The sequence below is a fragment of the Mesorhizobium sp. YC-39 genome (assembly GCF_025753795.1).
In the GTDB taxonomy this organism is placed as follows: domain Bacteria; phylum Pseudomonadota; class Alphaproteobacteria; order Rhizobiales; family Rhizobiaceae; genus Mesorhizobium.
In genome coordinates this window covers 359,830-386,080 of sequence record NZ_JAOWPS010000004.1, presented here as the reverse complement: position 1 = coordinate 386,080, position 26,251 = coordinate 359,830, and the positions used below count along the sequence as shown (strand labels likewise).

Genomic DNA, 26,251 nt, shown 5'->3' with positions numbered 1-26,251 from the left:
GTCCCGCGCGACGGCGACGCTGCTGATCTCCCCCCTTGTGGGGGAGATGCCCGGCAGGGCAGAGGGGGGCGCGAAGGAATGCCGACCTTCGATCGATCTTTCGAGGGGACAAACACTTCGAAATTGGTCCTCGCCTCGGCGGGACAGCGCCCCCCTCTGTCCTGCCGGACATCTCCCCCACAAGGGGGGAGATTGGCTGTCATCTCGGCCTTCGCCAATCATCATCACCCCGCCGACCGCGAAAAGTGCAAATCGACAAACTGTATCCCCTTGGCCGCCATCCGTGCCCATTCCGACTCCGCATCGAGCTCAAGATACCGCACCCAAAGCCGGCGGGCTTCGCCCAGATTACCGGCGTCGAACTCCAGCCGGGCGAGATTGAACACCGGATCGGCATAGGCCTTGTCGAGCGCAATCGCCTTCTGCAAATGCCGGCGCGCCGAGGCCACGCGGCCCTCATCGCTCATCAATCCGGCGAGGTTGAACCAGGCTTCGACGAAACCCGGATCGAGTTTTATGGCGCGGGCATAGTCATGCGCAGCCTCATTCACGTGGCCGGCGCCGCGCAGGCAGTTGGCGCGGTTGAAGGCGGCGATGGCATCGGACGGATCGATGGAAAGGCAGCGCTGGTAAAGAGCGGCCGCCTCGTCGTGCCGGTCCTCCTCCTCCGCGGCTTCCGCCTCGGCGAACAACTCCTCCAGCGTGTCGTCGTCCGGAGAGCCGAGATCGAACAGAAGCTGACCGTCGATCTCGCTCTCGCCACCGTCGAGATAGATCGCATCATTACGGCCATACTGGGAACCGACGGCGAGCGACTTGGCGGTGAGCGAGGCGACCGGGCCGGAGCGATGCACCGAGCGTGCGATCGCGCCCCATGAGGCACCGCCAGCCACCAGCCCGGCATATTTGTGCGCCAGGATCAGGTCGCGGAAGGAATAGGGTTCGCTGTCATGCTCAAACGCATCGAAGAGCGACAGAAGGTCGAGAGCAGCGGCGGCAAGCCGCGACTGGTCGATGAGCGACTGGCGCGACAGGGCCGACGCCTCCGGCGCCTTCAACAGCCCGAGCAGGCGCAGAAATCCGTTTTCGCTGAGAAGCTTGTGTCCGGCGGCGCGTTCGGCGGCGACCCGGCGCTCGATCTCGGCATCATTTGCCTTGGCGAGATACATGCGGCCGAACACGACATGGCTGGTGCGTCTGGTGACGCCGCGCCGCAACTGGCCCTGCTGGCGCGCGACCTCACGCGCAGCCAGCCGTAGCGGAAACGCCGCCAGCGCGCCGACGACGCCGAACATGGCGCCGGGGATGCCGCCGGCGGGGGCCGTCACGCCTTGCTCTTGCCGACGGCCTTCAGCAAATTGGCCTTCAACGGGTTTTCCTTGGCAGCGCCGCCCGCTGCCGCCTTCTTGGCTGCGGGCTTAGCCGCCTCATCGGCCTTGCTCTTCGACTTGGCCGGCGGCTTGGCCGATTGCGACAGGCTCGCCTTCAGCGCATCCATCAGGTTGATGACATTGCCGCGCTCGGGCGCCGCCGCGATGATCGGCTTGTGGCCCTTCAGCTTCTCGCGGATCATCGCCATCAGCGCGATTTCGTAGCGGTCTTCGTAATTCTTCGGATCGAAGGTGGTTTCCTTCTGCTTGATCAGCGCTTCGGCCAGTTGCAGCATTTCCGGGTCGGGCTTGCCGGCCGGGATGTTGCCGAAATATTCAGCCGTGCCGCGCACTTCGTTCGGGTTCCTCAACGTGCACACGAACATGCCGTTCTCGCGCGCGCCAATGGTCACCACGCGTTCGCGGCTGGACAGCACCAGCCTTGCGATCGCCAGCTTGCCGGATTTGCGCATGGCTTCGCGCAGCACGGCGAAGGTTTCCTCGGCCATCGCGCCATCCGGCGCCAGATAGTAAGGCGCGTCCTGATAGATGACGTCGACCTCGCCCTCGTCGACAAAGGCCTCGATGTTCATCGTATGGTTGGATTCGATGCGCACCGCGTCGAGATCGGTATCGTCGATGATGATGTACTGCTTGTCCTCGTATTCGTAGCCCTTGACCAGGTCCGAGCGCTCGACCAGCCCGAGCTCGGGATCGACCGGCTTCATGTTGATGCGGTTGTGCGTCTTCTTGTGCAGCTGGTTGAAGCTGATGCGTTCGCTGGCACTCGTCGCCGGATAGAGCCGGACCGGACAGCTGACGAGGCTGAGCTTGAGATAACCTTTCCAACTTGCCCTGGGCGCCATGAATTCTCTCCTACGCGGCCGTGCGCTGTCGAACTGATGCAGCGCTGTTCGTCCGAAGGACGAACGAAGACGCCGAAATCCTACATCGAGCCCTCACAATACCGGCAAATCCCTAGCGAAATCTTCCATGTCGGCCCAGGGGTCGCCGGAGGTAGCCAGAAGGCCCGGCAGCGAAGAATAATTCAAATCCTGCGGAGCGTCGATGGATTCCAGGTCGGACCAGCTCACCGGCGTCGAGGCCGGCAAGTTTGTGCGGGCGCGCAGCGAATAGGGTGCGGCCGACGTGTGGCCGCGCGCATTGCGGTGATAGTCGATGAAGATGCGCCGCTTGCGGTTGTCCTTGCCCATGGTGGTGGTGAAGGTGTCGGGTGCTGTGGCAGTCAGATGCGTGGAGATGGCGCTGGATGCCTGATGCAGTTTCTTCCAGTTCTGCTTTTGCGTCACCGGCACGGTGATGTGGATGCCGCTGCCGCCGGAGGTCTTGGCGAACGGCATCAGCCCAAGACCTTCCAGTTCACCCCTGATGTGCACCGCGGCCTCCACCACCTCGCGCCACGCAATTCCCTCGCCCGGATCGAGGTCGAAGACGATCAGGTCGGGCTTGTCCAGTTTTGTCCGATGGGTGCCCCAGGTGTGGAATTCGACGACGCCGAACTGCGCCAGCGCCAGATAGCCCTTGGCACCCTCGACCGACAGATAGGATTTTGTCTCACCCTCTGAATTGGTCGCCTCGAAGGTGACGACCGAAGGTGGCATGCCGGTGAAGGCATGGCGCTGGAAGAAACAATCCTGCGGCTTGCCGGTCGGACAGCGCACCAGAGATACCGGACGGCCGAGAATATGCGGCAGCATGAAATCGCCGACCAGCGCGTAGTAGACGGCGATATCGAGCTTGGTCGGCCCGGTCTTGCCGAACAGCCGCCGCGTCGGGTTGGTCACCCAGATCGTCGCAAGGTCGGCCTCGGCAATCAGCCGTTTGCGTTTCGCCGCGACCGGCGTCGACAGGCCGACATCCCTTAGGCCGCGGAACACGCCGTGACGCAGTGCATTGTCCGAGGTGCGGTTGGCGTAGTGGATGCGCGCCGACAGTAGCGGCCGCACCCAGTTCATCTCGCGCATGATCTCGCGCGGCACGCCTTCGGGTGCGGTGGCGCCTTCGCGCAACGGTTCCAGCCGGGCCAGCAATTCGCTGGCCATCCCGGCATCGAAGCCGGTGCCGACCTTGCCGCGATAGTGCAATTCGCCGTCCCCGAATTCCGCCATGCCAAGTGCCGCCAGCCCCTCGGCGGCGTCCGATGTGGTGTAGCCGGCGATGACGAAGTCGCCCGACTGCAACGCCTTGGTCTTGGTCCAGCTCTTGGTGCGGCCGCTCTGATAGGTCGCGGTGGCGCGTTTTGAGACGACGCCTTCCAGACCGAGTTCGGAGGCCCTGACATAAAGCCCCTGCCCGTCGCCCTCGACATGGTCGGAGAATTGGATCGCGGAGTTGGCGCCAAGGCCGGACAGCAGTTGCGACAGCAGCGCCTTGCGCCTGATGAGCGGCGCCTTGGTGAGGTCCCAGCCATCGAGATACAAAAGATCGAAGGCGTAGAAGTGCAGCTTGTTGCCGGCGCCTTCGGCCAGCGCATCCTGCAGCAGTGCGAAGCGGCTGATGCCTTTGGCGTCGAGCGCGACGACCTCGCCGTCGATAACCGCCTCGCGGCACGGCAGTCTGGCGAAGGCGTGCGGCAGATCTCCATAGCGCTTCGTCCAGTCGAGGCCGGCGCGGGTGATCAGTCGCACCTCCTTGTCGGCCAGATGCGCCATGGTGCGGTAGCCGTCGAACTTGATCTCGTGCAGCCAGGTTTCGCCTGTGCGCTCCCCCGGATTGTCGCCGCCCGGCGGTTTCGGCACCTGTGTGGCCAATTGCGGCTCGATGCGGGCGGGAGGTGGCGCCTTGACGGCGCCGGGCAAGGCGCCTGGTTTCGGCACAACCGGCTTTGCAGGTTTAGCGGCAGGCTTCGGCGGAGCCACCAGCTCCTCGATGCGCTGGCCAGATTTGACGCTCTCGGGCCGGGCAGCAAGGATGTCGAGCTTGGTATCGGCGGCGAGGTCACGCTCCTTGAACAGCAGCCAGTTCTTCTTGCCCTCATCCTCGCCTGGCTTCGGCTTCAGCCGCGTCAGCATCCAGCCGCCATTCAGCTTCTCGCCGGCGAGGCGAAACTTGAAGGCGCCGGTGCGCAGGCTCTTTTCGACATCGTCCATAGGCGCCCAGGTGCCGGTGTCCCAGACGATCATCGGACCGCCGCCATATTCGCCCTCGGGAATGACGCCTTCGAAGTCGATATAGTCGAGCGGATGGTCCTCGGTCTCGACCGCCAGCCTTTTGTCCGCCGGGTTGAGCGATGGGCCGCGCGGCACCGCCCAGCTTTTCAGCACTTCACCGACCTGCAGGCGCAGATCGTAGTGATCGGCTGTGGCATGATGCTTGTGGACGACGAAGCGGTTGCCATCGTCGCTGAGCAGCCCGCCTGCCGGTTCCGGCGTGCGGCTGAATTCGCGCTTGGCGCGATAGGCCTTGAGTTTTGGCGAGGTGGTCATGCCCACGCGCCAGTCGGAATGCCGCGCAAAAACAATGACTTGATGCACATCACTTGAATCATTTTGTCAGCATGCGGCAGGCAGGTGTCGCGCCCACGCGGCTCAATCGTCGGTGGCTGGAGTCAATTCGAGCTCAGCGGGCGAAAGTCCCTGCTGAAGCTGGCCCAACCGGAATTCGTCGACCCAGTAGGCCTCGCCATCAACCAGAACCCGCGCGCTGTAGGCGCCGGCGGAAAAACGCTGCGCGGTGATGTAGACCTTGTGGCGGTCGAGCGCCCGGCGCACCGCAGCGCGCTTGGATTTTTGGGCAGTGACGGAACTGGCCATGACTTGCTCATGCGCTCGACGCCACACAACAGGGCGAGTGGGAGAAGGATGACCGAGACCGGGGTTTGAGTCAATTTGCGGACGATTTTTCGCAGCTGCCAAAAATTGCGTCTGGATGCCCATGGTCTAAACGCATGATGTGCTGAAGGCAAATTGAAGGGACGATCTGCCGAGCGAAACACGAACAGGCTTATCGGGGCAGTCCGTCGGACTCAATTGCCTGGCGGTTCGCACGCGCCTAGGCGTCGATAATTGGGGCGGGGTTGTTCAATGGCATCTGGATCAACAAGCGGCAAAGCCGAGCGCATGGGTTCGCTTGATCTGCTGCGTCTGGTCGCGGCTTTGGCTGTCGTCTGCTTCCACTACTTTTTCCGGGCAGCGCACACAGAACCGCTGCAGGTGAACGGCTACCCCGAAATCGCCCCTTTCGCGATCTACGGCTACATGGGCGTCAGTCTGTTCTTTCTGATCAGCGGTTTCGTCATCGCCTGGTCGGCCGAAGGCAGGAACTGGACGGAGTTCGCCGTGGCAAGGTTCGCGCGGCTTTACCCCGGCTTTCTTGTCTGTATGACCGTCACCTTCATCATCCAATTCCTGGCCCGCGATCCGAACCTTCCATATGACCCGATGGCGTGGGTCGCCAATCTCATTATCGTCGCTCCAGCTCTCAACAAGCCCTTCATGGACGGTGTCTACTGGTCGATCGTGTTCGAGATTATTTTCTATGGCTGGATCGCGATCGCCCTGTTCTTCGGCATCTTCTCGCGCTGGAAGCTGCAAATCGTGGCGACGTGGCTGCTGATTTCCGTGATCAACGAAACGTTCATCCACAGCATGGCCCTGCACATGCTGTTCGCCACGCAATATGCGCCATTCTTCGCCGCCGGAATCCTTGCCCAGCACATGGTCGCGAAAGGTGCGTCGACCGAAGCGCTGGTGCTGCTCGTTGCGGCGTTCCTGCTGTCGTTCAAGTACCTGCATATCGAGGCCGACTGGATGCAGGAAAATTACGGATTCTCACTGACGTTCTCAAAGCTGATTATCGCAAATGTCGTCGTTTTTGCCCTTTTTGGCGCTGCTCTCCTCTTGCGTCACCGCATCGCGCCGACACCTTTGGTGCTCGTCTTGGGCGGGCTGACCTATCCGCTCTATCTCCTGCATCAGCATATCGGCCTGCTCGGGCTCAACGCGCTGTCGCCAACGGTCGGCCGATGGCCGGCCCTCGCAATCGTCCTCGCGGTGGTCCTGTCGGCCTCCTTCGTGGTCTCGTTCTATTTCGAAAAGCCGGTACGCAAGCCTTTGATATCGCTGTTGCTGCCCCCGCTGAACATGATGGCAAGCAAACTTCGGCTCCACCGGCCGGCATAGATCGGGCGCAAGTGAGCCGCATCCGCATGGTGGATAGCGAGTCACAACAGTTCCTCCGCCTTGGGATGAGAACCGCCTGGAGCGTTTCCTGTTTTGACGGAAGCGTAGCCTGCATTTGCGGGACAGTTGGAGCACTCTGCGGGTTCGATGGTTGCGAAGAGTGCGCCGATGTGGCGCCAAGTCTCCTCGACCGTTGCCTTTGGCGTTCAGCGCCTAATCCATGGGTATGGGCCTGATCCATCCGATGTATCCTTCGGCTAGCGCTCCAAGATTATTCGCAGATCGGTCAAAGCCAGCCAGACTTGCCGACGCTTGGAAATCCCCCAATCGGAGGCAAGTCTGTGATGGAAAAGAAGTTGGTGGCTCTGGCGCACCCATATCTCGCGCCGTTTCTGCGCGACATGCTCGGAGCCAAATATCAAATCGTCGAGCTTGCCTCTCCGATTTCGGAGGCTGGCTCGTGTTCCGCCCGTGCCGTGATCGTCGACGGAAGCCGTCCGTTTGATACGAACGTGCTGCAGGTCCTGCCGAACCTTGCCCTGATAGCCTGCTTCAACGCGGGCTATGACGGAATAGATGTGGACTGGACACGAGAGCACGGCATCATTGTGACGCATGCCCCGGACATAAACCACGAGGACGTGGCCGACTTTGCGATTGCGCAGATACTGAACATCTACAGGAGTATCTCCACCGGCGATCGCTGGGTTCGCAGTGGCGCATGGCGATCAGGCCGGAAGATGATAACGCGTTCCGTCGCGGGGCTCCGGCTCGGCATCGTCGGACTGGGCAGCATCGGACGTGCGATCGCTCATAGGGCGGATGTGCTGCGCATGGTGACTTCGTGGTGGGGCCCACATGACAAGCCTGGCACCCCTTGGCCGAAGGCAGCGAGCATTCTTGGGCTTGCACAGGCAAGTGATGTGCTGGTGGTCGCCGCGCCCGCCAGGAACGACAACCGCGGACTGATTTCGGCAAGCGTGCTGCAGGCGCTTGGCCCTCAAGGCGCCATCATCAATGTCGCCCGAGGATCGCTGGTCGACGAGGGTGCGCTGATCGATGCGCTCACGCACGGTGCGCTCGGAGCCGCCGCGCTGGACGTCTACCAGGATGAGCCGGCCTTACCCGGGCACTGGGCTGACATTCCCAACCTATTTCTATCGCCGCACATTGCCGGCGTTACCGATGTGGCCCTGAGCCGCATGGGGGCGCTGGTGCGTGCAAACCTCGACGCCTTCTTTGATGGGGAGCCCGTGCTAACCCCCGTCAAGGCCGCAGCCTGATCCCAAAGCGACACCGCGAATGGCTGTGCAAACGGAGCGCGCGCCCAATATAGTTCATCGTCCAGTTGGAGCACTGCAAATGACCTTGAGCACACGCAAACTCGGCAGCCAGGGGCTGCAGGTGTCGGTGATCGGCCTCGGCTGCATGGGCATGAGCCAGTCCTACGGCCCGGCCGACGAAGCGGAATCGATCGCCACGCTGCACCGCGCTATCGAACTCGGCTGCACTTTTTTCGACACGGCGGAAGTCTATGGCCCCTACACCAATGAGAAACTGCTCGGCCGGGCGCTGAAGGGCCGGCGCGACCAGGTGACCATCGCCACCAAATTCGGCTTCCGCATCGAAAACGGCAAGCAGGTCGGCACCGACCGCGACAGTCGGCCCGAACACATCCGCAAGGCGGTGGACGGTTCGCTCAGTCGGCTCGCCACCGACCATATCGACCTGCTCTACCAGCACCGCATCGATCCGGCGGTGCCGATCGAGGATGTCGCGGGGACGGTGGGCGAACTGGTAGCCGAGGGCAAGGTGCGCTTCTTTGGTCTGTCGGAGGCGGGTGCTGCCAACATCCGCCGGGCGCATGGCGTACACCCGTTGTCGGTGGTGCAGAGCGAGTATTCGCTGTGGGAACGCAATCTGGAGCCGGGGATCATCCCGCTGCTTACCGAACTCGGCATCGGCCTGGTGCCATTCTCGCCGCTTGGCCGGGGCTTCCTCACCGGCGACGTCAAGCGCGCCGAGGATTATCCGGAAGGTGATTTCCGGCGCGGCGACCCGCGCTACCAGGGCACCAACTACGACGCCAATGTACAGGCCGCCGGAGTTGTCCGCGACATTGCTGTGGCCAAGGGTGTCAGGCCGGGCCAGATCGCGCTGGCATGGCTGCTGCACAAGGGTTCCGGTTTCGGCATCGACATCGTCCCGATCCCCGGCACCAAGCGCCGAAAATATCTCGAGGAAAACGTCGCCGCCGTGGCAATCAGGCTCGACTCCGCCGCGATGCAGGCGCTCGACGCGGCACTGGCGCCGGGCAAGGTCTCGGGCGAGCGCTACAACGAGCGCATCATGGCGATCATCGATCGCTAGGGTGGCACAAAGGGAGGCTGGTGAGGTGCCAAAGCTATTCGATGCCGCCCAACAGTTCTTCCGCCCTGTCAATGGCATCCGCCTGGTGCGGCTGCAGGGGCTGGCCGGCGTAGCCTTCGAAGACCGGCAGGAACGGATCGTCGATATCAGTCCTGATACCGGACAGCTGCTCCATCACCGCCAGGCCGCAATAGGGAACGTAGGCAGCCGAATAGCCGCCTTCATGCGACATCATTAGGCGTCCGCCGCAGAGGTCGTCCGCCGCCTGCATCAGCATGCGCGTCATCTTGCGGTAGCTGCCGCTGTGCAGCATCATGCGCCCCAGCGGATCGGCCGCCGAGGCATCGAAGCCGGACGGCACGACGATGAGATCGGGCTTGTAGCGATAAAGCGCCGGCAGCACGATGCGTTCGAACACCGACATATAGGCGCCGTGGCCGCATCCGGCCGGCAGCGGCACATTGATGTTGTAGCCTTCGCCCCTGCCCTCGCCGCGCTCCTTGTGGAAACCGCTGTCATGCGGATAGAGCCCATCCTGGTGGATCGAGATCGTCAGCACGGACGAGTCGCCATAGAAGGCGGACTGGGTGCCATTGCCGTGATGGACGTCCCAGTCGACGGTGGCGACGCGCTCGAAGCCATGCTTGGCCCGGTTCTTCAGGATGGCGACCGGAACGTTGCCGAACAGGCAAAAGCCCATGCCTTGTGCGCGCTCGGCATGATGGCCGGGCGGCCGCACCAGCGCGTAGCCATTGCCGACATCGCCGCTCAGCACCGCGTCCATCACCGCCGCGGTGCCGCCGGCGGCAAGACAGGCAATCTCATAACTGCCATGGCCAAAGGGCGTCAGATAGCTCGCATCGCCACCACGCCCGTCGCTGAGCGTCTTGATGCGGCTGACATAGTCGCGGTCGTGGAACAGGGCGAGATCGTCCTCGCTCACCGCAACGGAGGCGATCTTCGCCAGTTTGTCGGTGAGGCCCGAAACCTCCATCAGGTTGCGGAACCGGCGCTTGGTCGCAGCATTTTCGGCATGCTCGCCCGGCTCGATGGTCAGGCTCGGCTGAAAGAACTGCGCGGCGTTGCCGGTTTCGTGCCAGAGATAGAGTTCGTGGAAATTCCAGCCCGTCGTCATCTGTTGTTTCCTAGCCCGCCAGGATCATCGAGGCGGCACGTTCGGCGATCATGATCGTCGGCGCGTTGGTGTTGCCCGAGACCATCTTTGGAAAGACCGAGGCGTCGGCGATGCAAAGCCCGTCCAGCCCATGCACCTTCATCGACGAAGGATCGACGACGGCCATCGCATCGGTACCCATGCGGCAGGTGCTGGTCGGGTGATAGAGCGTCGTGCAGTGGCCGCGAATATACTGCGCGATCTCGGCGTCGCTCTCGCATTCGGCGCTTGGCGTGATTTCGCCGACCAGCATTTCGGCAAGCGGCGACTGCGCCGCGATCCGGCGGCTGATGCGGATGCCTTCGACCAGCGTCGCGATGTCGGAGCCGTCCTCGTCGCTGATGAAGTAACGCGGATCGATCGCCGGATACTCGACCGGATTGGCCGAGCGCAGCCGGATCTCGCCGCGGCTGTCCGGCCGCTGCAGCGTGGTGTGCAGCGTGATGCCGGGCTTCGACGACAGGAACCGCACATAATCGCGATGCGGGCTGATGGCGCCGTAAAGCTGCAAATCCGGTTCGACATCGGGCCGACTCTTGACGAAGCCGCCCGCCGCCACCCAGGGCGAGGAGCGCGGACCGCTGCGCGATGTCTCCCATTCCAGGAAGTCGCGCTGCAGCGTCTCGTCGGTCCAGGCGCCGACGCCGATCTTGTCCTTCGTATAGAAGGTGATCGGAATGTTGATGTGGTCCTGCAGATCCTTGCCGACGCCCGGCAGGTCATGCACGGGGGCAACGCCGGCCTGGGCGAGCTCGTCGGCCGGCCCAATGCCGGAAAGCAGCATCAGTTGGCAGCTGCCGATCGAGCCCGAGGACAGCACCACCTCGCTGTCGGCGAAAGCGGTCTCCGGCACGCCATTGACCAGATAGCGGATACCCCTCGCCCTGCCCTTCTCGACGATCAGGCCAGTCGCCAGCACCCCGGTTTTCACAGTCAGGTTGGGACGTTCCCGCGCCGGGCGCAGATAGGCCTTGCCGGTGCCCCAACGCTCGCCATTCTTGATGGTGAACTGGAAGAGGCCGACGCCCTCCTGCTCGACGCCGTTGAAATCGCGGTTCTGCTTGAAGCCAGCGGCCTTGCAGGCCTCGATCCAGGCAAGCTCGTTGGGATCGACATGCCCGACATTGCCGATATGCAGCGGCCCGTTGGCACCGTGCAGCGGATCGTTGCCGAGTTCGGCATTGCTTTCGCAGGCCTTGAACACCGGCAGCACGTCGGCCCACGCCCAGCCGGGGCAGCCCATCGCGGCCCAGCCATCATAGTCGGACGGCAGGCCGCGAATATAGATCATGGCGTTCAACGCGCCGGAGCCGCCGATCATCTTGCCGCGCGGCCAGAACACCCGCCTGCCGCGGCAGCCGGCCTGCGGCTCGGTGTAATAGCCCCAGTCGACGGCTGTGTTGAACATGGTCGGCCAGTCCGAGGGCACGTCCGAGGCGAGCGGCGCCTCGCGCCCCGCCTCCAGCAACAGCACCTTGCGGGCCGGATCGGCGCTGAGCCGGTTGGCCAGCACGCAACCGGCCGAGCCGGCACCCACTATGATCGTATCGAACATCGTCAGTCTCTCACTTTCCGGCAGGGGCCGGGCTTTGCACAATGTTGCTCACTGCTGTCTTGCTGTCCGGGCTGGCTCGACGGCGCGCCAGCCAGTGGACGAGATCGCCAAAGCGGCCGACCAGCCCCTTCGGCATCAGCACCACCGACAGCGCGATGATCAGGCCGAGCCCGAGCGTGCGGAACTCGCCGCTCTCGCGCATCAGTTCGTCGGCCAGGACCAGCACCACCGTCCCGACCAGAGGTCCCCAGAACGTGCCGACGCCGCCGACCACGACGATGGCGATGATGAACATCAGTTGCGACATCGACAGCACGCCGGGGCCGATCGCCTGGAAATGCGCGGCATAGAAACCGCCGGCCAGCCCGGTGAAGAAGGCGGAGATGCCGAAGACCAGAAGCTGCGCCTGGAAGCGGTTGACGCCCCGCGCCACCGCATAGCCCGGATTGTCCTTCAGCGCCCGGAAGGCGAGGCCGATCGGGCTTTTGACGATCGCGTAGGTGAAGACCATGGTGACCGCGAACAGCACCGCGATGATGGCGTAATTGCCGACCAGCCACTGCGCCCTGAGCAAGGCCCGGGTGCCGAGATCGCCGAAGCGGGCAAAGCCGACGGCGCCGCCGGTGAACTGGCGGCAGACGGAGCCGACCATGACGAAGCATTCGGTGTCGGTGACGATCAGCAGATACATCGTCTGGGCGATCGCCAGCGTCAGCAGCGCCACATAGACGCCGGTCAGGCGCAAGCAGGCGAGGCCGACGACCAGCGAGAACAGCACGGCGCCCAGCGCGCCGGGCACAAGGGCGGCCCATACGTTCCAGCCGAAATAGAAGCAGAGCATCGCCGTCGCATAGCCGCCGAAGGCGAAGATCGCCATCTGCGCCAGCGAGAAGATGCCGGAGAAGCCAAACAGGAGGTTCCACTGCGAGGCGATCGTTGCATAGAACAGCGCCAGCACGATCTGACCGAGGATGTAGCGGCTGTCGACCATGAACGGCAGCGCGATCGCCGCTGCGATCAGCACCAGGCTGATGGCAAGATCGGTCTTGGCTGAGGGGGACATGGAGGAACGCGACGCGGGCCTTGTCTCTGTCATGATGCCCCTCACATGCGCCGGATTTCGGCGCGGCCGAACAGGCCGGACGGTCGCCAGATCAGCACGGCAATGACCACGAACAGCAGCGACGGAAACCCCCAGCGGGCGCCGAGCGCGTACTGGACGAAGGATTCGAGCAGCGCCAGGCCAAGCGCGGCGGCGACAGCGCCCGGCAGATTGCCGAGACCGGCGACCACGCACATGATGAATGCCTTTAGCATCGGGTCGTTGCCGAGCGGCGGCGACAGCTGCGTCATCGACGACACCATGACACCGCAGATGCCGGCAAGCGCGCCGGACAGCATCAGCACCTGCAGATAGACGCGGTTGACGGCGACGCCCATGAGCTGGGCCGCGTCGCGGTTCTGCGCCGTCGCCCGGATCGCCCGGCCCATCCGCGTGCGGCCGAGCGCCAGCGAGACCACCACCATCATGACGACGACGACCGCGATGATCATCAGGTTCTGCCAGGGCAGCGTCAGCGGCCCGAGGCGAAAGGTGCCGGCGATCGAGACCGGTTGCTTCAGCGGCTGCCCGCCATAGGTCAGCAGGATGGCGTTCTCGAGCGCGATGCCGATGCCGACCGTAGCGATCATGACGTTGGCTTCGAATGTCGATTTGTCGTTCTTCAGGAGATTGCGCACGATCGCAAAATAGAGGATGGCGCCGGCCACGGCACCCGCGACGATGGCGCCGGCAAAGCCGAGCGCGATCGGCAGCCCAAGCGAGGTGATCACCGTGAAGGCGACGTAACCGCCAAGCGTCAGCATCGCCGCATGGGCCATGTTGAGCATGCCCATCGAACCCCAGACCAGCGACAGCCCGACCGTCGCCAGGGCATAGAGCGCGCCCGAGGTGAAGCCGGCGACGAGAATGGCCATGAGAACGTCGGTCATGGCGTCAGCCTCCGAGATAGGTTGCGAGAAGCTCGTCGCGGGCCATCAACTCGGCGGGCTTGCCCGACCAGACGATGGCGCCGTCGTCAAGCAGATGCAGGCGGTCGGCGAGGTCTTCGACCCGCGCCGGGTTCTCCTCCACCAAGAGGATCGTGCGGCCGGCCCTGCTCAGTTCGGAAATGACGCCGTAGACCTGGTCGATGATCAGCGGCGCCAGGCCGAGCGACGGCTCGTCGATCAAAAGGATGCGCCCACCCATCATCAGGCCGCGGCCGATGCCGACCATGCGCCGTTCGCCGCCGGACAGGCTCGAGGCGATCTGGTTGCGGCGGTCGGCAAGCTTCGGCAGAAGCGCGTAGACTTCGTCCAGCCGGCGCGCGATCACTGCCTTGTCCGGCGCCAGATAGGCGCCCATCAAAAGGTTTTCGAGCACGCTCATCTGCGCAAACAGCATGTCGCCCTGCGGCACGTGGGCGACGCCCAGCATCGCCGTCTCATGCGGCTTGCCGGACAGGCGTTGGCCGTCGATGCTGATCTGCCCGCCGCGCAGCGGCACCAGGCCGGAGATGGTCTTCAGCAATGTCGACTTGCCATGGCCGTTCGGGCCGACGACGGTGACGAATTCACCGGCATCAACGGTCAGCGAAATGCCCTTGAGCACGTCGAGCCCGTCATAGCCGGAGACGATGCCGTCGAGTTGCAGGACAGGCGGTTTTGCGGCTGCGCCCGTCATGGCGTCCCCACCGCCGCCGGAATCGTCGTGGCGGCTTGCTCGTCGAAGAATTTCTTCAGCCGTTTCTGCGTGCCCTGGCCGAGATAGGTTTCGACGACGGTCTGGTCCTCGGCAACCTTGTCCGGCCGGCCTTCGAAGATCACCTTGCCATGGTGCATGATGACGACGCGGCTGGAGAGCGCCAGCAGAAAGCGCATGACATGCTCGATCAGGACGATGGTCAGTCCCTGGTCGCGCAGTTTCAGCACCATCGCCATGATCTGGTCGATCTCGGCGACGTTGAGCCCGCCGACCGGCTCGTCGAGGAAGAGCATTTTCGGCCGGGTGGCGATGGCGCCGGCGATCATCAGCAGCTTGCGGTCGAGCACCGGCAGCCGCGCCACGGTCTCGTCGGCCTTGGCCGCAAGCCCGACGAAGTCCAGCGCCTCGATCGTCGCCTGGCGGACATCCTCGCCGAGGCGGAAGCCGGCCAGCCTTCGCCGCTGCCGGCCGAAATAGGCGGCGATCTCGATGTTTTCGCGAACGGTCAGGCTGTCGAAGGCGGCATTGAGCTGGAAGGTGCGGGCCATGCCGAGCTGGCAGATGCGGTCGGCCGGAAAGGCCGAAATGTCGGTGTCGCCGAAATGCACGCGGCCGCCGCTGGCCGGCGTGATCCCAGTCACCACGTCGAAGAAGGTCGTCTTGCCGGCGCCGTTCGGTCCGCCAATGCCGACGATCTCGCCTGGATTGACCACCATCGACACGCCGTCGACGGCGGCCAGCGAGCCGAAACGTTTGACCACACCGTCACAAACCAGCATCGGACCAGCGGCCTCAGTCATATTTCTCCCCAATGGAAACCGGTCGGGCGCAGGGCCCCGGCCGGTTTCGTTGTTTCATTTCTGCTCGGCTCATTTGATCCATGGCGGCACAATGAAGCTGTCCGTGGCATAGAGCACCGGCGCGATCAGCTTCGGATCGGTCTTGTAATCCTGATGCTGCAGGAACTGGTGCGGCATGCCAAGCGACGGATCGGCCACCTGCGTCGGATAGCAGAAGGCCGACTGGCCAGCCGGATCGGCCCGGTAGGTGCCGTTGACCCCGCGATAGACCAGGCGCTTCATCGCATTGGCCACCTTGGTCGTCTGCTCCTTGTTCATCGGTTCGCCCGGACCGCCAGCGATCGCCGCGGCAAGCGCCCACATCCACAGGCCGTCATAGGTCTGCGACCCCGTGATGTAGGCGGAGTTCGGACCGAATTTGGCCCGGTAGCTCTCGCGGAACGGCTTGGAGAAATCGTCCGGCAGGCAGCCGATCACCGTCGAATAGACGACGCCGTTGACCGCCTCGCCGCCGATCTCGCGGAAGGCCGGCAGCGATGGTCCGTACTGCATGTAGATCAGGCTGTTGATCGGCTCGGCGAGGAACTGGACCATGAACTGCGCCAAGTCCTGCGGCAGGAAATGCGTCACCAGGATCGCCGCCGGCGGGTCCTGGCGGAGTTTTGCCAGCGTCGGGCCCCACTGGTTGGTCGGGAACGGAACGGTCTCGAACAGGCTGACCTCGAAGCCGTATTCGGTGGCCTTGTCGCGGATCGCGTTGGCGATGACGATCGAATATTCGTTGGCCGACGGGATGATGGCGATCTTCTTGTTCGGCGCCTTCCATTTGCCATCCGCGGCAAGCGTCTTGAGGAAATTCAAGCAGCCCGGTCCATACCAGAACTCCGGCGGGTCGCCCTGGAAGGAGCTGTAATAGCGGGCCGGGTCGGTCTTGAACTTCTCATTGTGCGAAATCAGCGTGTTGTAGTGCATCATGATGACGTCGTTGTCGGCGGCGACGTCCATCTCGATCATGTTGGTGCCGAGATTGTAGCCGTTGATGATGACCGGCGCCTCGAAACGGTCGATCAGGCGCTGCATCGACTGGCTGACGAGGTCGGCGCCCATTTCCTTGGTGTCTTCGATGTGGATCTCGACAGGCCGGCCGAGAATACCGCCCGCCGCATTGATCTCCTCGGCGGCAAGCTCGAGACCGTTCTTGAACTCGATGCCGTCGGCGGCGGCGATGCCGGACATCGGCAGGGCCGAGCCGACCGGAATGGGCGTGGCGTCCTGGGCGATTGCGGCGTTGTTCATGTCGGCAAGAAGTGCGGCACCGGCGGCGCCCGCGCCGACCACGCCTTGCAGCATTGCACGTCTGTTCATCATGGCAAAGTTCCCCTTTTGGCGTTGGTTAGAGTCTTTTCTTCATGTGAAATTTTCAGGCGAAATCCTTCAGGCGAAACGCTTCGGTCATGGGCAGAAAGGCGGCCTCCAAGTCGGCCGCCGCCGACAGTACGCGGGCATCGTCGCCGCGCGCGCCGATGATCTGGAGGCCGACAGGCAGGCCCGCCGCGGTCATGCCGCAAGGGATGACGCAGGCCGGTTGCTGGCTGAGATTGATCGGGTAGCTGAACGCCGCCCATTCGGTCCAGCGCGACAGGCCGCTGCCCGGAGGCACTTCAAGTCCGACGTCGAAGGCCGGAACCGATGTTCCAGGCGAAACGATGAAATCATAGGCGTCGAGCAGCCGGTCCATGGCGGCGCCGAATTCGGTACGCTCCAACTGTGCGGCGACGAGCGCCTCGACGTCGAATGCCGCCCCCGCTTGCGCGATCTCCAGGAAGCCCGGATCGATGCCTGCCCGTTCGTCCGGCGCGACCAGCGCCAGCCGCGCCGCGGCGCCGGTGAACCAATGATGCTGGAAAAGATCGAGAAGATCGCCACCGGGAAGATCAATCGGCTCGACCGTCGCGCCGAACGCATCGAAATGCGTCAGGGCATGGGAGACGGCGGCGGCGATCCCGGAATCCAGCGCTCCTGACGGCGGCTTCGACCAATAGCCGATCCGGGCGCCCTGCAAAGTGTCTTCGATCCGGCCAAGCGGCGCCAGCATTCCCACGCCTTGCTGCCAGTCGCTGATATCGCGGCCTGACATGGCCTCGGCCATGACGGAAAGATCCCGTGCTGTCCGCGCCATCGGTCCGATATGGGCGACGGTTCCGAACGCGCTGGACGGGTAGGCCGGCACGCGGCCGAAGGTCGGCTTCAGTCCGGCGATGCCGGTGAACGAGGCCGGGATGCGGATCGACCCGCCGCCGTCGGTGCCGAGATGGAAGACGCCGGCGCCGGTGGCGGCCGCCACCGCCGCGCCGCCGGAGGAACCACCGGGCGTCTTTTGCGCGTTCCAGGGATTGCGCGTGATGCCGCAGAGGGCGCTGTCGGTGATCGCCTTCCAGCCGAATTCGGGCGTCGTCGTCTGCCCGATGAAGACGGCGCCGGCTCCGCGCAGCAGGGCAACCGCGGGGGCATCCTTGTCATAGGCGGCGGAAGTGGTCGTCCTGCTGCCGTAGCGCACGCTCCAGCCGTCGACCCAGACGATGTCCTTCAGCGTCGTCGGTATGCCGTCGGCCGCCGACAGCGGCTCGCCTGCCCGCCAGCGTTTCTCGGAAGCGCCGGCGGCCTCGATCGCACCCTTGCGGTCGATCATGGTGAAGGCGTTGAAAAGCGGATTGATCGCTTCGGCGCGTTCCAGCGCCGCCAGCGTCACCTCGACGGGCGACAGCGATCCAGCGCGATAGGCGGCGTCAAGCTCCGCCGCGCCCAGGCGGCACAGATCATTGGCGTCGGCAATGGGTGAGATCCCATTCGGCATGCGGTTCGAACCCCTCACTTCATGGCCGCTCTTCCGGCAGCCTTGTCAGCCCGGGCAATCTGGCGGGTTTCTTCTTCACCATAAAATGTATTATTGTGGGGAACATTCACCATTCAATGTAACAAGAGCCATGAACCTGACAATCCGGCAGTTGCGCTATGTCTGCGAGGTCGCCCGCCTCGGCAGCGTGCTGGCAGCCTCCAAATCGCTCTACATCTCGCAATCCTCCATCCTGGCGGCGATCACGCTGGCCGAGGCCGAGATGGGGGCGCGCATTTTCGACAGGCGGCCGGCGCGCGGCGTCTCCATCACGCCGGCCGGCCAACGCTTCGTCGCCGCCGCCCGCGTCATGTTGGCGGCGGAGACGGAGTTCAACCGGTCGATCGGCGACCTCAGCGGGCGCATGCCGAAAGTCCTGCGCATCGGCTGTTTCGAGCCGTTCGGCGCGCTGTTCATGCCGGAGATGCTGCGCAGCTACCTCGACAGTGTCGGCGATGTCGAGATCGACCTTGTCGAGGCCGACCAGGTCCAGTTGCAGGAACGGCTTGTCGCCGGCCAGATCGATCTTGCCATTCTCTACGACATCGGCCCGATCGGCATCGACAGCGTCACCCGCATCTGCAAGGTGCCGGCGCATGCCGTGCTCAACGCGGACGATCCCCTCGCCGCGCGCGACGGCATCTGGCTGGCGGAACTGGCCGCGCGGCCGCTGGTGCTGCTCGACCTGCCGCACACGGCGACCTATCTCCTGACCCTGTTCGACGTGCTGGCGAAACGGCCGGAGGTGCGCTTTCGCACGCGCTCCTATGAAACGGTCCGCTCGGCTGTCGCCTCGGGCTTCGGCATGGCCATCCTCAACATGCGGCCGATCGGCCGCGCCACCGCCGATGGCGACGAGATCGTCCGCAAGCCGATCTTCGACGAATTGCCGCCGCCGACACTGATCGTCGCCGACATGTATGGTTCGGCAAAGCCGCTCTTCGTGCGTGTCTTCATCGAGATATTCCATCGCTTCTTCACCGCGGTCGGCCCGGCAGGCTTTTCGGTGACGACACCGGAGCGCGAAGCTTCCCTGCTGGTCGCCAAGGAGGGCTGACGTTCTTGCGCAAACCTCCGGCCTTGGCTAGCATCCGCCGGCCGGCACCGAGCGGAGGAGAACGTCGCGGTGGACCGGCTGGAGCGCCGTTGCGTCCCCTTGGGCGCTCACAGGACACTCCATTTTTGAATCGACGCAATGATCCTCCCCAAAACCGGGACCGGTTTTCGGGGGTCATGCGCTCATGTGGAGGAGACTAAATTGATCAACAGACGCGAATTCCTGCTGTCTTCCGTAGCTGTCGGCACATTGGCGCTGGCCGCACCCTCGGCCTTCGCCCAGGACAAGCTGACCATTCTTGGTTCGATACCCAATCTCGGCTTCCCGTTCTTCGTGCACATGCTGAACGAGATCAAGGCCGAGGCTGCGGCGCAAGGCGTCAACCTGATCGAGAGTGACGGCCAGAACTCGGCGCCCAAGCAGACCGCCGACATCGAAGCCGCGCTCGTGCAAAAGGTCAACGCCATCGTCATCTCGCCGCTTGACGTCAACGCGCTGGCTCCGGCCATCGAGGAAGCGGTCAAGGCCGGCGTTCCCGTCGTCACCATCGACCGCCGTGTCGACGGCGTCGAAGGCATCCTCGCCCATGTCGGCGCCGACAACACCAAGGGCGGTGAAGCTGAAGCACAGGCCATGGTGGCGGCGTTCCCCAATGGCGCCAAGCTGTTCCATCTGCAGGGCCAGCCAGGTGCCGGGCCAGCGATCGACCGCAACAAGGGCGTCCACAACGTTCTCGATCCGCTCAAGGACAAGTACCAGATCATCTTCGAGCAGACCGCCAACTTCGCCCGCGCCGAGGCGCTCTCGGTCACCGAGGCCGGCCTTGCCGCCAACGGCAAGCCCGACGCGATCATCTGCGCCAATGACGACATGGCGCTCGGCGCGCTCGAAGCCTGCGCGGCGCGCAACTTCACCGACGTCAAGATCTACGGCTTCGACGCGCTGCCCGAAGCGCTGGTCGCCGTGCGCGACGGCAAGCTTGCCGGCACGGTCGAACAGTTCCCGGGCGAGCAGTCGCGCACTGCCGTGCAGATCGCGGTCGCCTACGCCAGGGACAAGACCGAGCCGAAGGAAAAGCTGGTGCTCTTGACGCCGATCGTCATCGGCAAGGACAATCTCGACAAGGCGGAGAGGCTCGGCGAGACGAAGTAGGGTGAGAGGCGGGGCGCATGGCTTATAGCGGTCTCGTTTTGTCGCGCCCCCCTCTGTCTTGCCGGACATCTCCCCCACTTGGGGGAGATTGGCAGTTCTCCCGGAAGCGCCTTTTCTGCGAGGTTGGCGATTGGCGAAGGCCGACGCGATATTCGATCTCCCCCCTTGTGGGGGAGATGTCCGGCAGGACAGAGGGGGGCGCTGTCCCGCGGCCAATCGCAATCAGGGAGCAACTTTTGTCCGTCGCTGAAGCCGCAACACCATCGCCCGCCCTCCTCACCGTCGAGGGCGTAACCAAGCATTTTGCCGGCGTCACCGCGCTCAGCGACGTCTCGCTCGAGGTTCGGCCCGGCGAAATCCTCGGCCTGCTCGGTGAGAACGGCGCCGGCAAGTCGACGCTGCTCAAGATTCTGTCCGGCGTCATGCCGCCGTCCAGCGGCCGCATCGTCTTCGATGGCGCCGAATTCAACCCGCACAATCCGCAGGACGCCAAGCGCCACGGCATCGTCACCATCTACCAGGAACTGAGCCTGATCCCGACGCTGACGGTGGCGGAGAACATCTTCATCGGCCGCGCGCCGCTCGGCCCGCTCGGACTGGTCAGTTGGCGAAAGATGGAGGAAGACTCCCGCGGCATCATCGCCCGCGTCGGCCTCGACCTCGACCCGGCAACACCGGTGTCGGCTCTCTCGGTCGCCGAGCAGCAGTTGGTCGAGATCGCGCGTGCGCTGTCGCTCAAGAGCCGCCTCATCATCATGGACGAGCCGACCTCGGCGCTGACCGAAACCGAGGTGCAAAAGCTGATGTCGATCATGGACCGGCTGCGCAAGGACGGCGTCGCCATCATGTTCGTCACCCACCGGCTGGAAGAGGCCTCTGCCATCTGCGACCGCATGACCGTGCTGCGCGACGGCAGGCTGGCCGGCCATCTCGACCGCGAGGGCGGGCCGATCAAGCTACCGAAAATCATCGAGAAGATGGTCGGCCGCGCCGCCTCCGAACTCTATGCCAGGCCGACGCAGCGCGATGTCGCCGGCGACGTCAGGCTGTCCGTGCGCGGCCTGCGCACCGTACGCGATCCGCAGGCGCCGCACGCCATCGTGCTCGAAGGCGTCGACCTCGACCTCAAGGCGGGCGAGATCCTCGGCGTCGCCGGCCTCGTCGGTTCCGGCCGCACCGAGCTTGCCCGCGCCATCTTCGGCGCCGACCGCATTGCCGCCGGCACCATCACCCTCGACGGCAAGCCGATCGCACCCACCTCGCCGGCCGATGCCATCGCGCTCGGCATCGGCCTGGTGCCGGAAGACCGCAAGCATCAGGCGATCTTTGCAGCACTTGGCATCCTCAACAATTTCTCCATCGCAGCGCTTGGCCGCTACTCCAACGCCGCCGGCTTCATGGCCGAGCGGCGCGAGCGTGAGGCGCTGGCGAGCTACAGGAAGACGCTGTCGATCCGCATGGCCTCGCCCGAGCAGGCGATCGAGGGCCTGTCCGGCGGCAACCAGCAGAAGGTCATCCTTGCCCGCTGGCTGGCGCGCGACCCCAAGGTGCTGATCGTCGATGAGCCGACGCGCGGCGTCGATGTCGGCGCCAAGGCCGAGGTGCACCAGATCCTGGTGCACCTCGCCGCGCGCGGCATCGCGGTCATGATGATCTCATCCGAATTGCCCGAGGTGCTGGCCGTATCGGACAGGATCGTCACCATGCGGCGCGGCCGCATCACCGGCGAGATGCCAGGCATCGAAGCGACCGAGGAAAAACTGATGGAACTGATGGCGCTCGACCAAAGGCAGGGAGCGACGCAATGACCAGCACGACCGAACCGAGCCAGCGCGGCGGTATCAATGTCGCGCGCCTGTTGATGAGCTTCGGCCCGCTGATGTTCCTGGCGGTGCTGATTATCGTCTTCACGGTGCTGAAGCCGAGCTTCATCGATCCCATCAACCTGTTCAACATCATGCGGCAGATCTCGATCACCGGGCTGATCGCACTCGGCATGACCTTCGTCATCCTCACCGCCGGCATCGACCTCTCGGTCGGCTCGCTGCTGGCCTTCTGCGGCATGGTGGCCGCGGTGGTGGCCAAGGGCGGCACCGCCAACACGCTGTCGCTGTCGACGTCTGGCACGCAAGGCTATGGCTGGTTCGCGGCCCTTCTCGCCGCCGTCGCGGTCGGCGCCATGGCCGGCAGCGTCCAGGGTTTTGCCATCACCAGGCTGAAAGTGCCGCCCTTCGTCGTCACGCTCGGCGGCCTCACCGTGTTTCGCGGCCTGACGCTGACTATCTCCAATGGCGGCCCGATCTCCGGCTTCGATGCCTCGATGCGCTGGTTCGGCACCGGATTGATCGGCCCGGTGCCGGTACCGGCGATCATCTTCGCGATTGCGGCGATCCTGTGCCACATCGTGTTGCGCTACACACGCTACGGCCGCGCTGTCTATGCCGTCGGCGGCAATGCCGAGGCGGCACGCCTGTCCGGCCTGCGCGTCGACCGCATCCTGATCTCGGTCTATGTCATCGTCGGCTTTTTCGCCGGCCTTGCCGCTTTCGTCTTGTCGGCGAGGCTCAATTCCTCGGAAGCAGTCGCCGGCATCGGCTACGAGCTGACGGTGATCTCGGCGGTGGTCATCGGCGGCACCTCGCTGTTCGGCGGCATCGGCAGCGTCGGCGGCACGGTGGTGGGTGCAGCACTGATCGGCGTGCTGCAGAACGGGCTGCAGTTCAACAACGTCTCGTCCTACACCCAGAGCATCGTCATCGGCCTGATCCTCATTCTCGCGGTCGCCTTCGACCGCTGGCTGAAGTCGCGGGTAAGGCGGTGAGTTAGCGATGGTCCAGATCAGAACCATGACCGGGAAGGATGTGCCGTCGGTGTCGCGGCTGCTGGGCGAGTCCTGGCGCCGGACCTATTCGCCAATCATCGGCGCCGAGACCACGGCACGCATCTCGGATGAATATCATGCGCCGCAGAGGATCGCGGCGGAACTGGCCGACGACAACAAGATGTCGTTCGTGGCGGAACGACCGGACGGCTCGATTGCCGGCTACGCGATGGCTAAGATGGATGCAACCGGCGACGTCATGCTCGACCGGCTCCACATCGACAAGACCGAGTTCGGCACGGGGTTGGCCGCCGATATGCTGCACGCCGTCTTTGCCGCCCATGCGGGCATTCCAAGCATTGCGCTCGAAGTGGTCGAGGGCAACGACCGGGCGATTGCCTTCTATCACAAGCACGGATTCGAAGTGGTCGAGCGCCGGCCCGCGTCCCACGGCGCGGAAGGCCTTACATCGTTCATCATGCGCAAGCTGCTGCCAAGGGCGTGACTCCGGCGGGACACCGCTCCTCGTCCCGCCTCGGCTTTCCAACGCTGGAAGGCGCCCGCTCAGGCCGATGCGTTGACGTGCTGCGAACGTGTCGTGCAGCCCGCGATCGTCCCGCTTGCAATGGCCCCATTCGTCTGCGGCACAAGAAGATCGTTGCGGCGGGCAAACGCCACGAAGGTCGCCCGCGCCGTCTCGGCGTCGATCTCTCCGTCCATCGCGGCCCGGCAGGCCTTGGCGGCGATGTCATGCGCGGCCGTCCGGCTCGCCGCCGGCCAGTCGGCCAGCAGCGCATGGGCTTGCGCCGCGCTTTCTATTTTCGTCGGCGTGCCGAGGCCGGTGAGGATCGTCACCGGCTTTTCAAAAGAAGAACGATCCATCACACTCTCCTTTCGAGGTTCAACTGTCTCCATTCCAGGGTCAAAAGTCGGGCCGTTTCCCGGTATCGGGCCGGGTTCAATTGCAGGCACCGTACGAATTTCGGGCGCGGCCGACATCCCGGTGGCCGACATGGCATCGGCGCGCCGGTTGGCCGGAGTCGCCGGCATGCTCGGCCGCGGCAGCGATCGATGCGCCTTGACCAGTGCCTCCAGCCAGGCCACCACGCCGAGAGGCGGACGCTCGCGCGCCCAGAGCCAGTTTCTTGCCGTTGCAACCGGATAGCCCACCTCTTCGGCAAAATCGGATTCCGACCACCTCAGCAGGCGCAGGCATTCGCGCATGCGCGCCGCAATCATTTGCGCCCCTCCTTACCGGCTCCCAATCGCTGAGCCGACAGGAACATTAGGGTGTAGGTCGCCTTGCGGCGGTCCCAGCCGGCCGACTCGACCGCGTCCAGCAATCCGTCGACAAGCGGCGCCAGCGCCGTCTTGCACTCCGTTTCATAGTTGAAATTGGTTTTCGATAGGGTTGGCGCCGCGATCTTTCCAAAACTGTTCATCGTGTCCATGGCCACACCTGCATATCTTCAGTCAGGCAGGGCCGTGTCCGCCTTTCACGTCAGCGGCACGGCCGTTCGTCCTTTGAGGCCTGGGCCTCAGAAGTCCATGCCGCCACCGCCAGGCATTGCCGGCGCGGCCGCCTCCTTCTTCGGCTTTTCGGCCACCATCGCTTCTGTGGTTACCAACAGGCCCGCGACCGACGCGGCGTCCTGCAGAGCGGTGCGCACGACCTTGGCCGGGTCGATCACGCCCTGACGATAGAGGTCGCCGAACTCGTTGGTCTGGGCATTCCAGCCATAGCCGAAGTCGGTCTTCTCGCGTAGCTTGCCGACGATGATCGACCCTTCAGCGCCTGCATTCTCGGCGATCTGGCGCACCGGCGCTTCGATCGCGCGGCGCACGATCTCGACGCCGGTCCTCTGGTCGGCATTGTCGGTCTGCACTGCATCGAGAGCCTTTGCTGCCCTGAGCAGAGCAACGCCGCCGCCGGGCAGTACGCCTTCCTCCACCGCCGCACGGGTCGCGTGCATCGCATCGTCGACACGGTCCTTGCGCTCCTTGACCTCGACCTCGGTCGAGCCGCCGACGCGGATGACAGCGACACCGCCCGCGAGCTTGGCCAGCCGCTCCTGCAGTTTCTCGCGGTCATAGTCGGAGGTGGTCTCCTCGATCTGCGCCTTGATCTGGGTGATGCGCCCCTGGATTTCGTCCTTGCGGCCGGCGCCGTCGACGATGGTGGTGTTCTCCTTCTCGATCACCACCTTCTTGGCGCGGCCAAGCATCTCGAGCGTCACGTTCTCCAGCTTGATGCCGAGGTCTTCCGAGATCGCCGTTCCGCCGGTCAGGATGGCGATGTCCTCCAGCATGGCCTTGCGGCGATCGCCGAAGCCCGGCGCCTTGACGGCCGCGACCTTCAGCCCGCCACGCAGCTTGTTGACGACGAGGGTGGCGAGCGCCTCGCCCTCGACATCCTCGGCGATGATCAGCAGCGGCTTGCCCGATTGCACGGCAGCTTCGAGCACGGGAAGCATGGCCTGCAGGTTGGAGAGTTTCTTTTCGTGGATCAGCACATAGGGCTCTTCGAGCTCGACGCGCATCTTGTCCTGGTTGGTGATGAAGTACGGCGAGAGATAGCCGCGGTCGAACTGCATGCCTTCGACGACTTCGAGTTCGGTCTCGGCGGTCTTGGCTTCCTCGACGGTGATGACGCCTTCATTGCCGACCTTTTCCATCGCCTCGGCGAGGAAGCGGCCGATCTCGGCATCGCCATTGGCCGAGATGGCGCCAACCTGGGCGATCTCGTCGTTCCTGGTCACCTTGCGAGCATTGGCCTTGAGCTCCGAGACCACGGCCTCGACCGCCTTGTCGATGCCACGCTTCAGGTCCATCGGGTTCATGCCGGCGGCAACCGCCTTGGCGCCTTCCCTGACAATCGATTGCGCCAGAACTGTCGCGGTCGTGGTGCCGTCGCCGGCGATGTCGCTGGTCTTCGACGCCACCTCGCGGACCATCTGCGCGCCCATGTTCTCGAACTTGTCCTCAAGCTCGATCTCCTTGGCGACGGTCACGCCGTCCTTGGTGATGCGCGGTGCGCCGAACGACTTGTCGATGACGACGTTGCGGCCCTTGGGACCGAGCGTCACCTTCACCGCATTGGCGAGAATGTCGACGCCATGCAGCATTTTCTCGCGCGCTTCAGTATGGAATTTCACGTCCTTGGCAGCCATTG

Annotated in this window: 23 protein-coding genes; 8 read left to right on the top strand and 15 right to left on the bottom strand. The window is 64.3% G+C overall.

Features of this window, described 5'->3' with window-relative positions; translation table 11 throughout:
• Nucleotides 1-224: 224 nt before the first annotated feature.
• The 4 genes from OHD62_RS23265 to OHD62_RS23250 form a co-directional block, all read right to left on the bottom strand.
• The gene (locus OHD62_RS23265) at nt 225-1,328 is read right to left on the bottom strand and encodes a tetratricopeptide repeat protein (RefSeq protein ID WP_412177413.1); all 1,104 of its coding nucleotides are present in this window, start codon (nt 1,326-1,328) and stop codon (nt 225-227) included.
• Nucleotides 1,325-2,236 (bottom strand): Ku protein, encoded by a 912-nt coding sequence (locus tag OHD62_RS23260; protein ID WP_263787520.1) that lies wholly within the window; start codon nt 2,234-2,236, stop codon nt 1,325-1,327. Before OHD62_RS23260 ends, OHD62_RS23265 begins: the two co-directional genes overlap by 4 nt.
• Nucleotides 2,237-2,329: 93 nt before the next feature.
• Entirely contained in the window at nt 2,330-4,816 is a 2,487-nt protein-coding gene (gene ligD, locus OHD62_RS23255) for a DNA ligase D (RefSeq protein WP_263787517.1), read from the bottom strand.
• 102 nt (nt 4,817-4,918) lie between these two features.
• Nucleotides 4,919-5,143: a hypothetical protein gene (locus OHD62_RS23250; RefSeq protein WP_263787515.1), complete on the bottom strand. Its 225-nt coding sequence runs from the start codon at nt 5,141-5,143 to the stop codon at nt 4,919-4,921.
• A 270-nt stretch (nt 5,144-5,413) separates the two neighbouring features.
• Here OHD62_RS23250 and OHD62_RS23245 point away from each other — a divergent pair, with 270 nt between their 5' ends.
• From OHD62_RS23245 to OHD62_RS23230, 3 genes are all read left to right on the top strand, one after another.
• A complete protein-coding gene (locus tag OHD62_RS23245) occupies nt 5,414-6,511 on the top strand; it encodes an acyltransferase family protein (protein ID WP_263787513.1) in 1,098 nt (365 codons plus the stop codon).
• 344 nt (nt 6,512-6,855) lie between these two features.
• Nucleotides 6,856-7,794, top strand: a complete 939-nt coding sequence (locus OHD62_RS23235; protein WP_263787511.1) for a 2-hydroxyacid dehydrogenase — start codon at nt 6,856-6,858, stop codon at nt 7,792-7,794.
• Nucleotides 7,795-7,873: 79 nt separating this feature from the next.
• A complete protein-coding gene (locus OHD62_RS23230; RefSeq protein ID WP_263787509.1) occupies nt 7,874-8,881 on the top strand; it encodes an aldo/keto reductase in 1,008 nt (335 codons plus the stop codon).
• 34 nt (nt 8,882-8,915) lie between these two features.
• Here the strand turns inward: OHD62_RS23230 and OHD62_RS23225 are convergent, their stop codons facing one another.
• The 8 genes from OHD62_RS23225 to OHD62_RS23190 all read right to left on the bottom strand — a co-directional run bounded on the left by OHD62_RS23225 (nt 8,916) and on the right by OHD62_RS23190 (nt 18,010).
• Nucleotides 8,916-10,016, bottom strand: coding sequence for a class II histone deacetylase (locus OHD62_RS23225; protein ID WP_263787507.1), 1,101 nt, complete (start codon nt 10,014-10,016; stop codon nt 8,916-8,918).
• Between the two features lie 10 nt (nt 10,017-10,026).
• Nucleotides 10,027-11,610, bottom strand: a complete 1,584-nt coding sequence (locus tag OHD62_RS23220; protein WP_263787505.1) for a GMC family oxidoreductase — start codon at nt 11,608-11,610, stop codon at nt 10,027-10,029.
• 10 nt (nt 11,611-11,620) lie between these two features.
• On the bottom strand, nt 11,621-12,706 hold the full coding sequence (locus tag OHD62_RS23215) for a branched-chain amino acid ABC transporter permease (protein WP_263787503.1): 1,086 nt from the start codon (nt 12,704-12,706) through the stop codon (nt 11,621-11,623).
• A gap of 8 nt (nt 12,707-12,714) precedes the next feature.
• Complete coding sequence (locus OHD62_RS23210) at nt 12,715-13,602, bottom strand: branched-chain amino acid ABC transporter permease (RefSeq protein ID WP_107652915.1); 888 nt, start codon at nt 13,600-13,602, stop codon at nt 12,715-12,717.
• Nucleotides 13,603-13,606: 4 nt separating this feature from the next.
• On the bottom strand, nt 13,607-14,335 hold the full coding sequence (locus OHD62_RS23205; protein ID WP_263787500.1) for an ABC transporter ATP-binding protein: 729 nt from the start codon (nt 14,333-14,335) through the stop codon (nt 13,607-13,609).
• A complete protein-coding gene (locus OHD62_RS23200) occupies nt 14,332-15,156 on the bottom strand; it encodes an ABC transporter ATP-binding protein (protein ID WP_263787498.1) in 825 nt (274 codons plus the stop codon). Before OHD62_RS23200 ends, OHD62_RS23205 begins: the two co-directional genes overlap by 4 nt.
• Before the next feature lie 69 nt (nt 15,157-15,225).
• Nucleotides 15,226-16,524: an ABC transporter substrate-binding protein gene (locus OHD62_RS23195; RefSeq protein ID WP_263787496.1), complete on the bottom strand. Its 1,299-nt coding sequence runs from the start codon at nt 16,522-16,524 to the stop codon at nt 15,226-15,228.
• A 52-nt stretch (nt 16,525-16,576) separates the two neighbouring features.
• A complete protein-coding gene (locus OHD62_RS23190) occupies nt 16,577-18,010 on the bottom strand; it encodes an amidase (RefSeq protein ID WP_263787494.1) in 1,434 nt (477 codons plus the stop codon).
• Between the two features lie 130 nt (nt 18,011-18,140).
• Here OHD62_RS23190 and OHD62_RS23185 point away from each other — a divergent pair, with 130 nt between their 5' ends.
• From OHD62_RS23185 to OHD62_RS23165, 5 genes are all read left to right on the top strand, one after another.
• Nucleotides 18,141-19,106: a LysR family transcriptional regulator gene (locus OHD62_RS23185; protein ID WP_263787493.1), complete on the top strand. Its 966-nt coding sequence runs from the start codon at nt 18,141-18,143 to the stop codon at nt 19,104-19,106.
• Between the two features lie 204 nt (nt 19,107-19,310).
• Nucleotides 19,311-20,258: a substrate-binding domain-containing protein gene (locus OHD62_RS23180; protein WP_097577093.1), complete on the top strand. Its 948-nt coding sequence runs from the start codon at nt 19,311-19,313 to the stop codon at nt 20,256-20,258.
• Between the two features lie 176 nt (nt 20,259-20,434).
• On the top strand, nt 20,435-22,066 hold the full coding sequence (locus OHD62_RS23175) for a sugar ABC transporter ATP-binding protein (RefSeq protein WP_263787491.1): 1,632 nt from the start codon (nt 20,435-20,437) through the stop codon (nt 22,064-22,066).
• Nucleotides 22,063-23,079, top strand: coding sequence for an ABC transporter permease (locus OHD62_RS23170; protein WP_263787489.1), 1,017 nt, complete (start codon nt 22,063-22,065; stop codon nt 23,077-23,079). The genes OHD62_RS23175 and OHD62_RS23170 overlap by 4 nt, the downstream gene beginning before the upstream one ends.
• Before the next feature lie 7 nt (nt 23,080-23,086).
• On the top strand, nt 23,087-23,584 hold the full coding sequence (locus tag OHD62_RS23165; RefSeq protein WP_263787487.1) for a GNAT family N-acetyltransferase: 498 nt from the start codon (nt 23,087-23,089) through the stop codon (nt 23,582-23,584).
• Nucleotides 23,585-23,643: 59 nt separating this feature from the next.
• Here the strand turns inward: OHD62_RS23165 and OHD62_RS35620 are convergent, their stop codons facing one another.
• The 3 genes from OHD62_RS35620 to groL form a co-directional block, all read right to left on the bottom strand.
• A complete protein-coding gene (locus OHD62_RS35620; protein WP_318528628.1) occupies nt 23,644-24,318 on the bottom strand; it encodes a DUF982 domain-containing protein in 675 nt (224 codons plus the stop codon).
• Nucleotides 24,315-24,530, bottom strand: coding sequence for a hypothetical protein (locus OHD62_RS23155; RefSeq protein WP_263787485.1), 216 nt, complete (start codon nt 24,528-24,530; stop codon nt 24,315-24,317). Before OHD62_RS23155 ends, OHD62_RS35620 begins: the two co-directional genes overlap by 4 nt.
• 87 nt (nt 24,531-24,617) lie before the next feature.
• Nucleotides 24,618-26,249: a chaperonin GroEL gene (gene groL / locus OHD62_RS23150; RefSeq protein ID WP_263787483.1), complete on the bottom strand. Its 1,632-nt coding sequence runs from the start codon at nt 26,247-26,249 to the stop codon at nt 24,618-24,620.
• Nucleotides 26,250-26,251 lie beyond the last annotated feature (2 nt).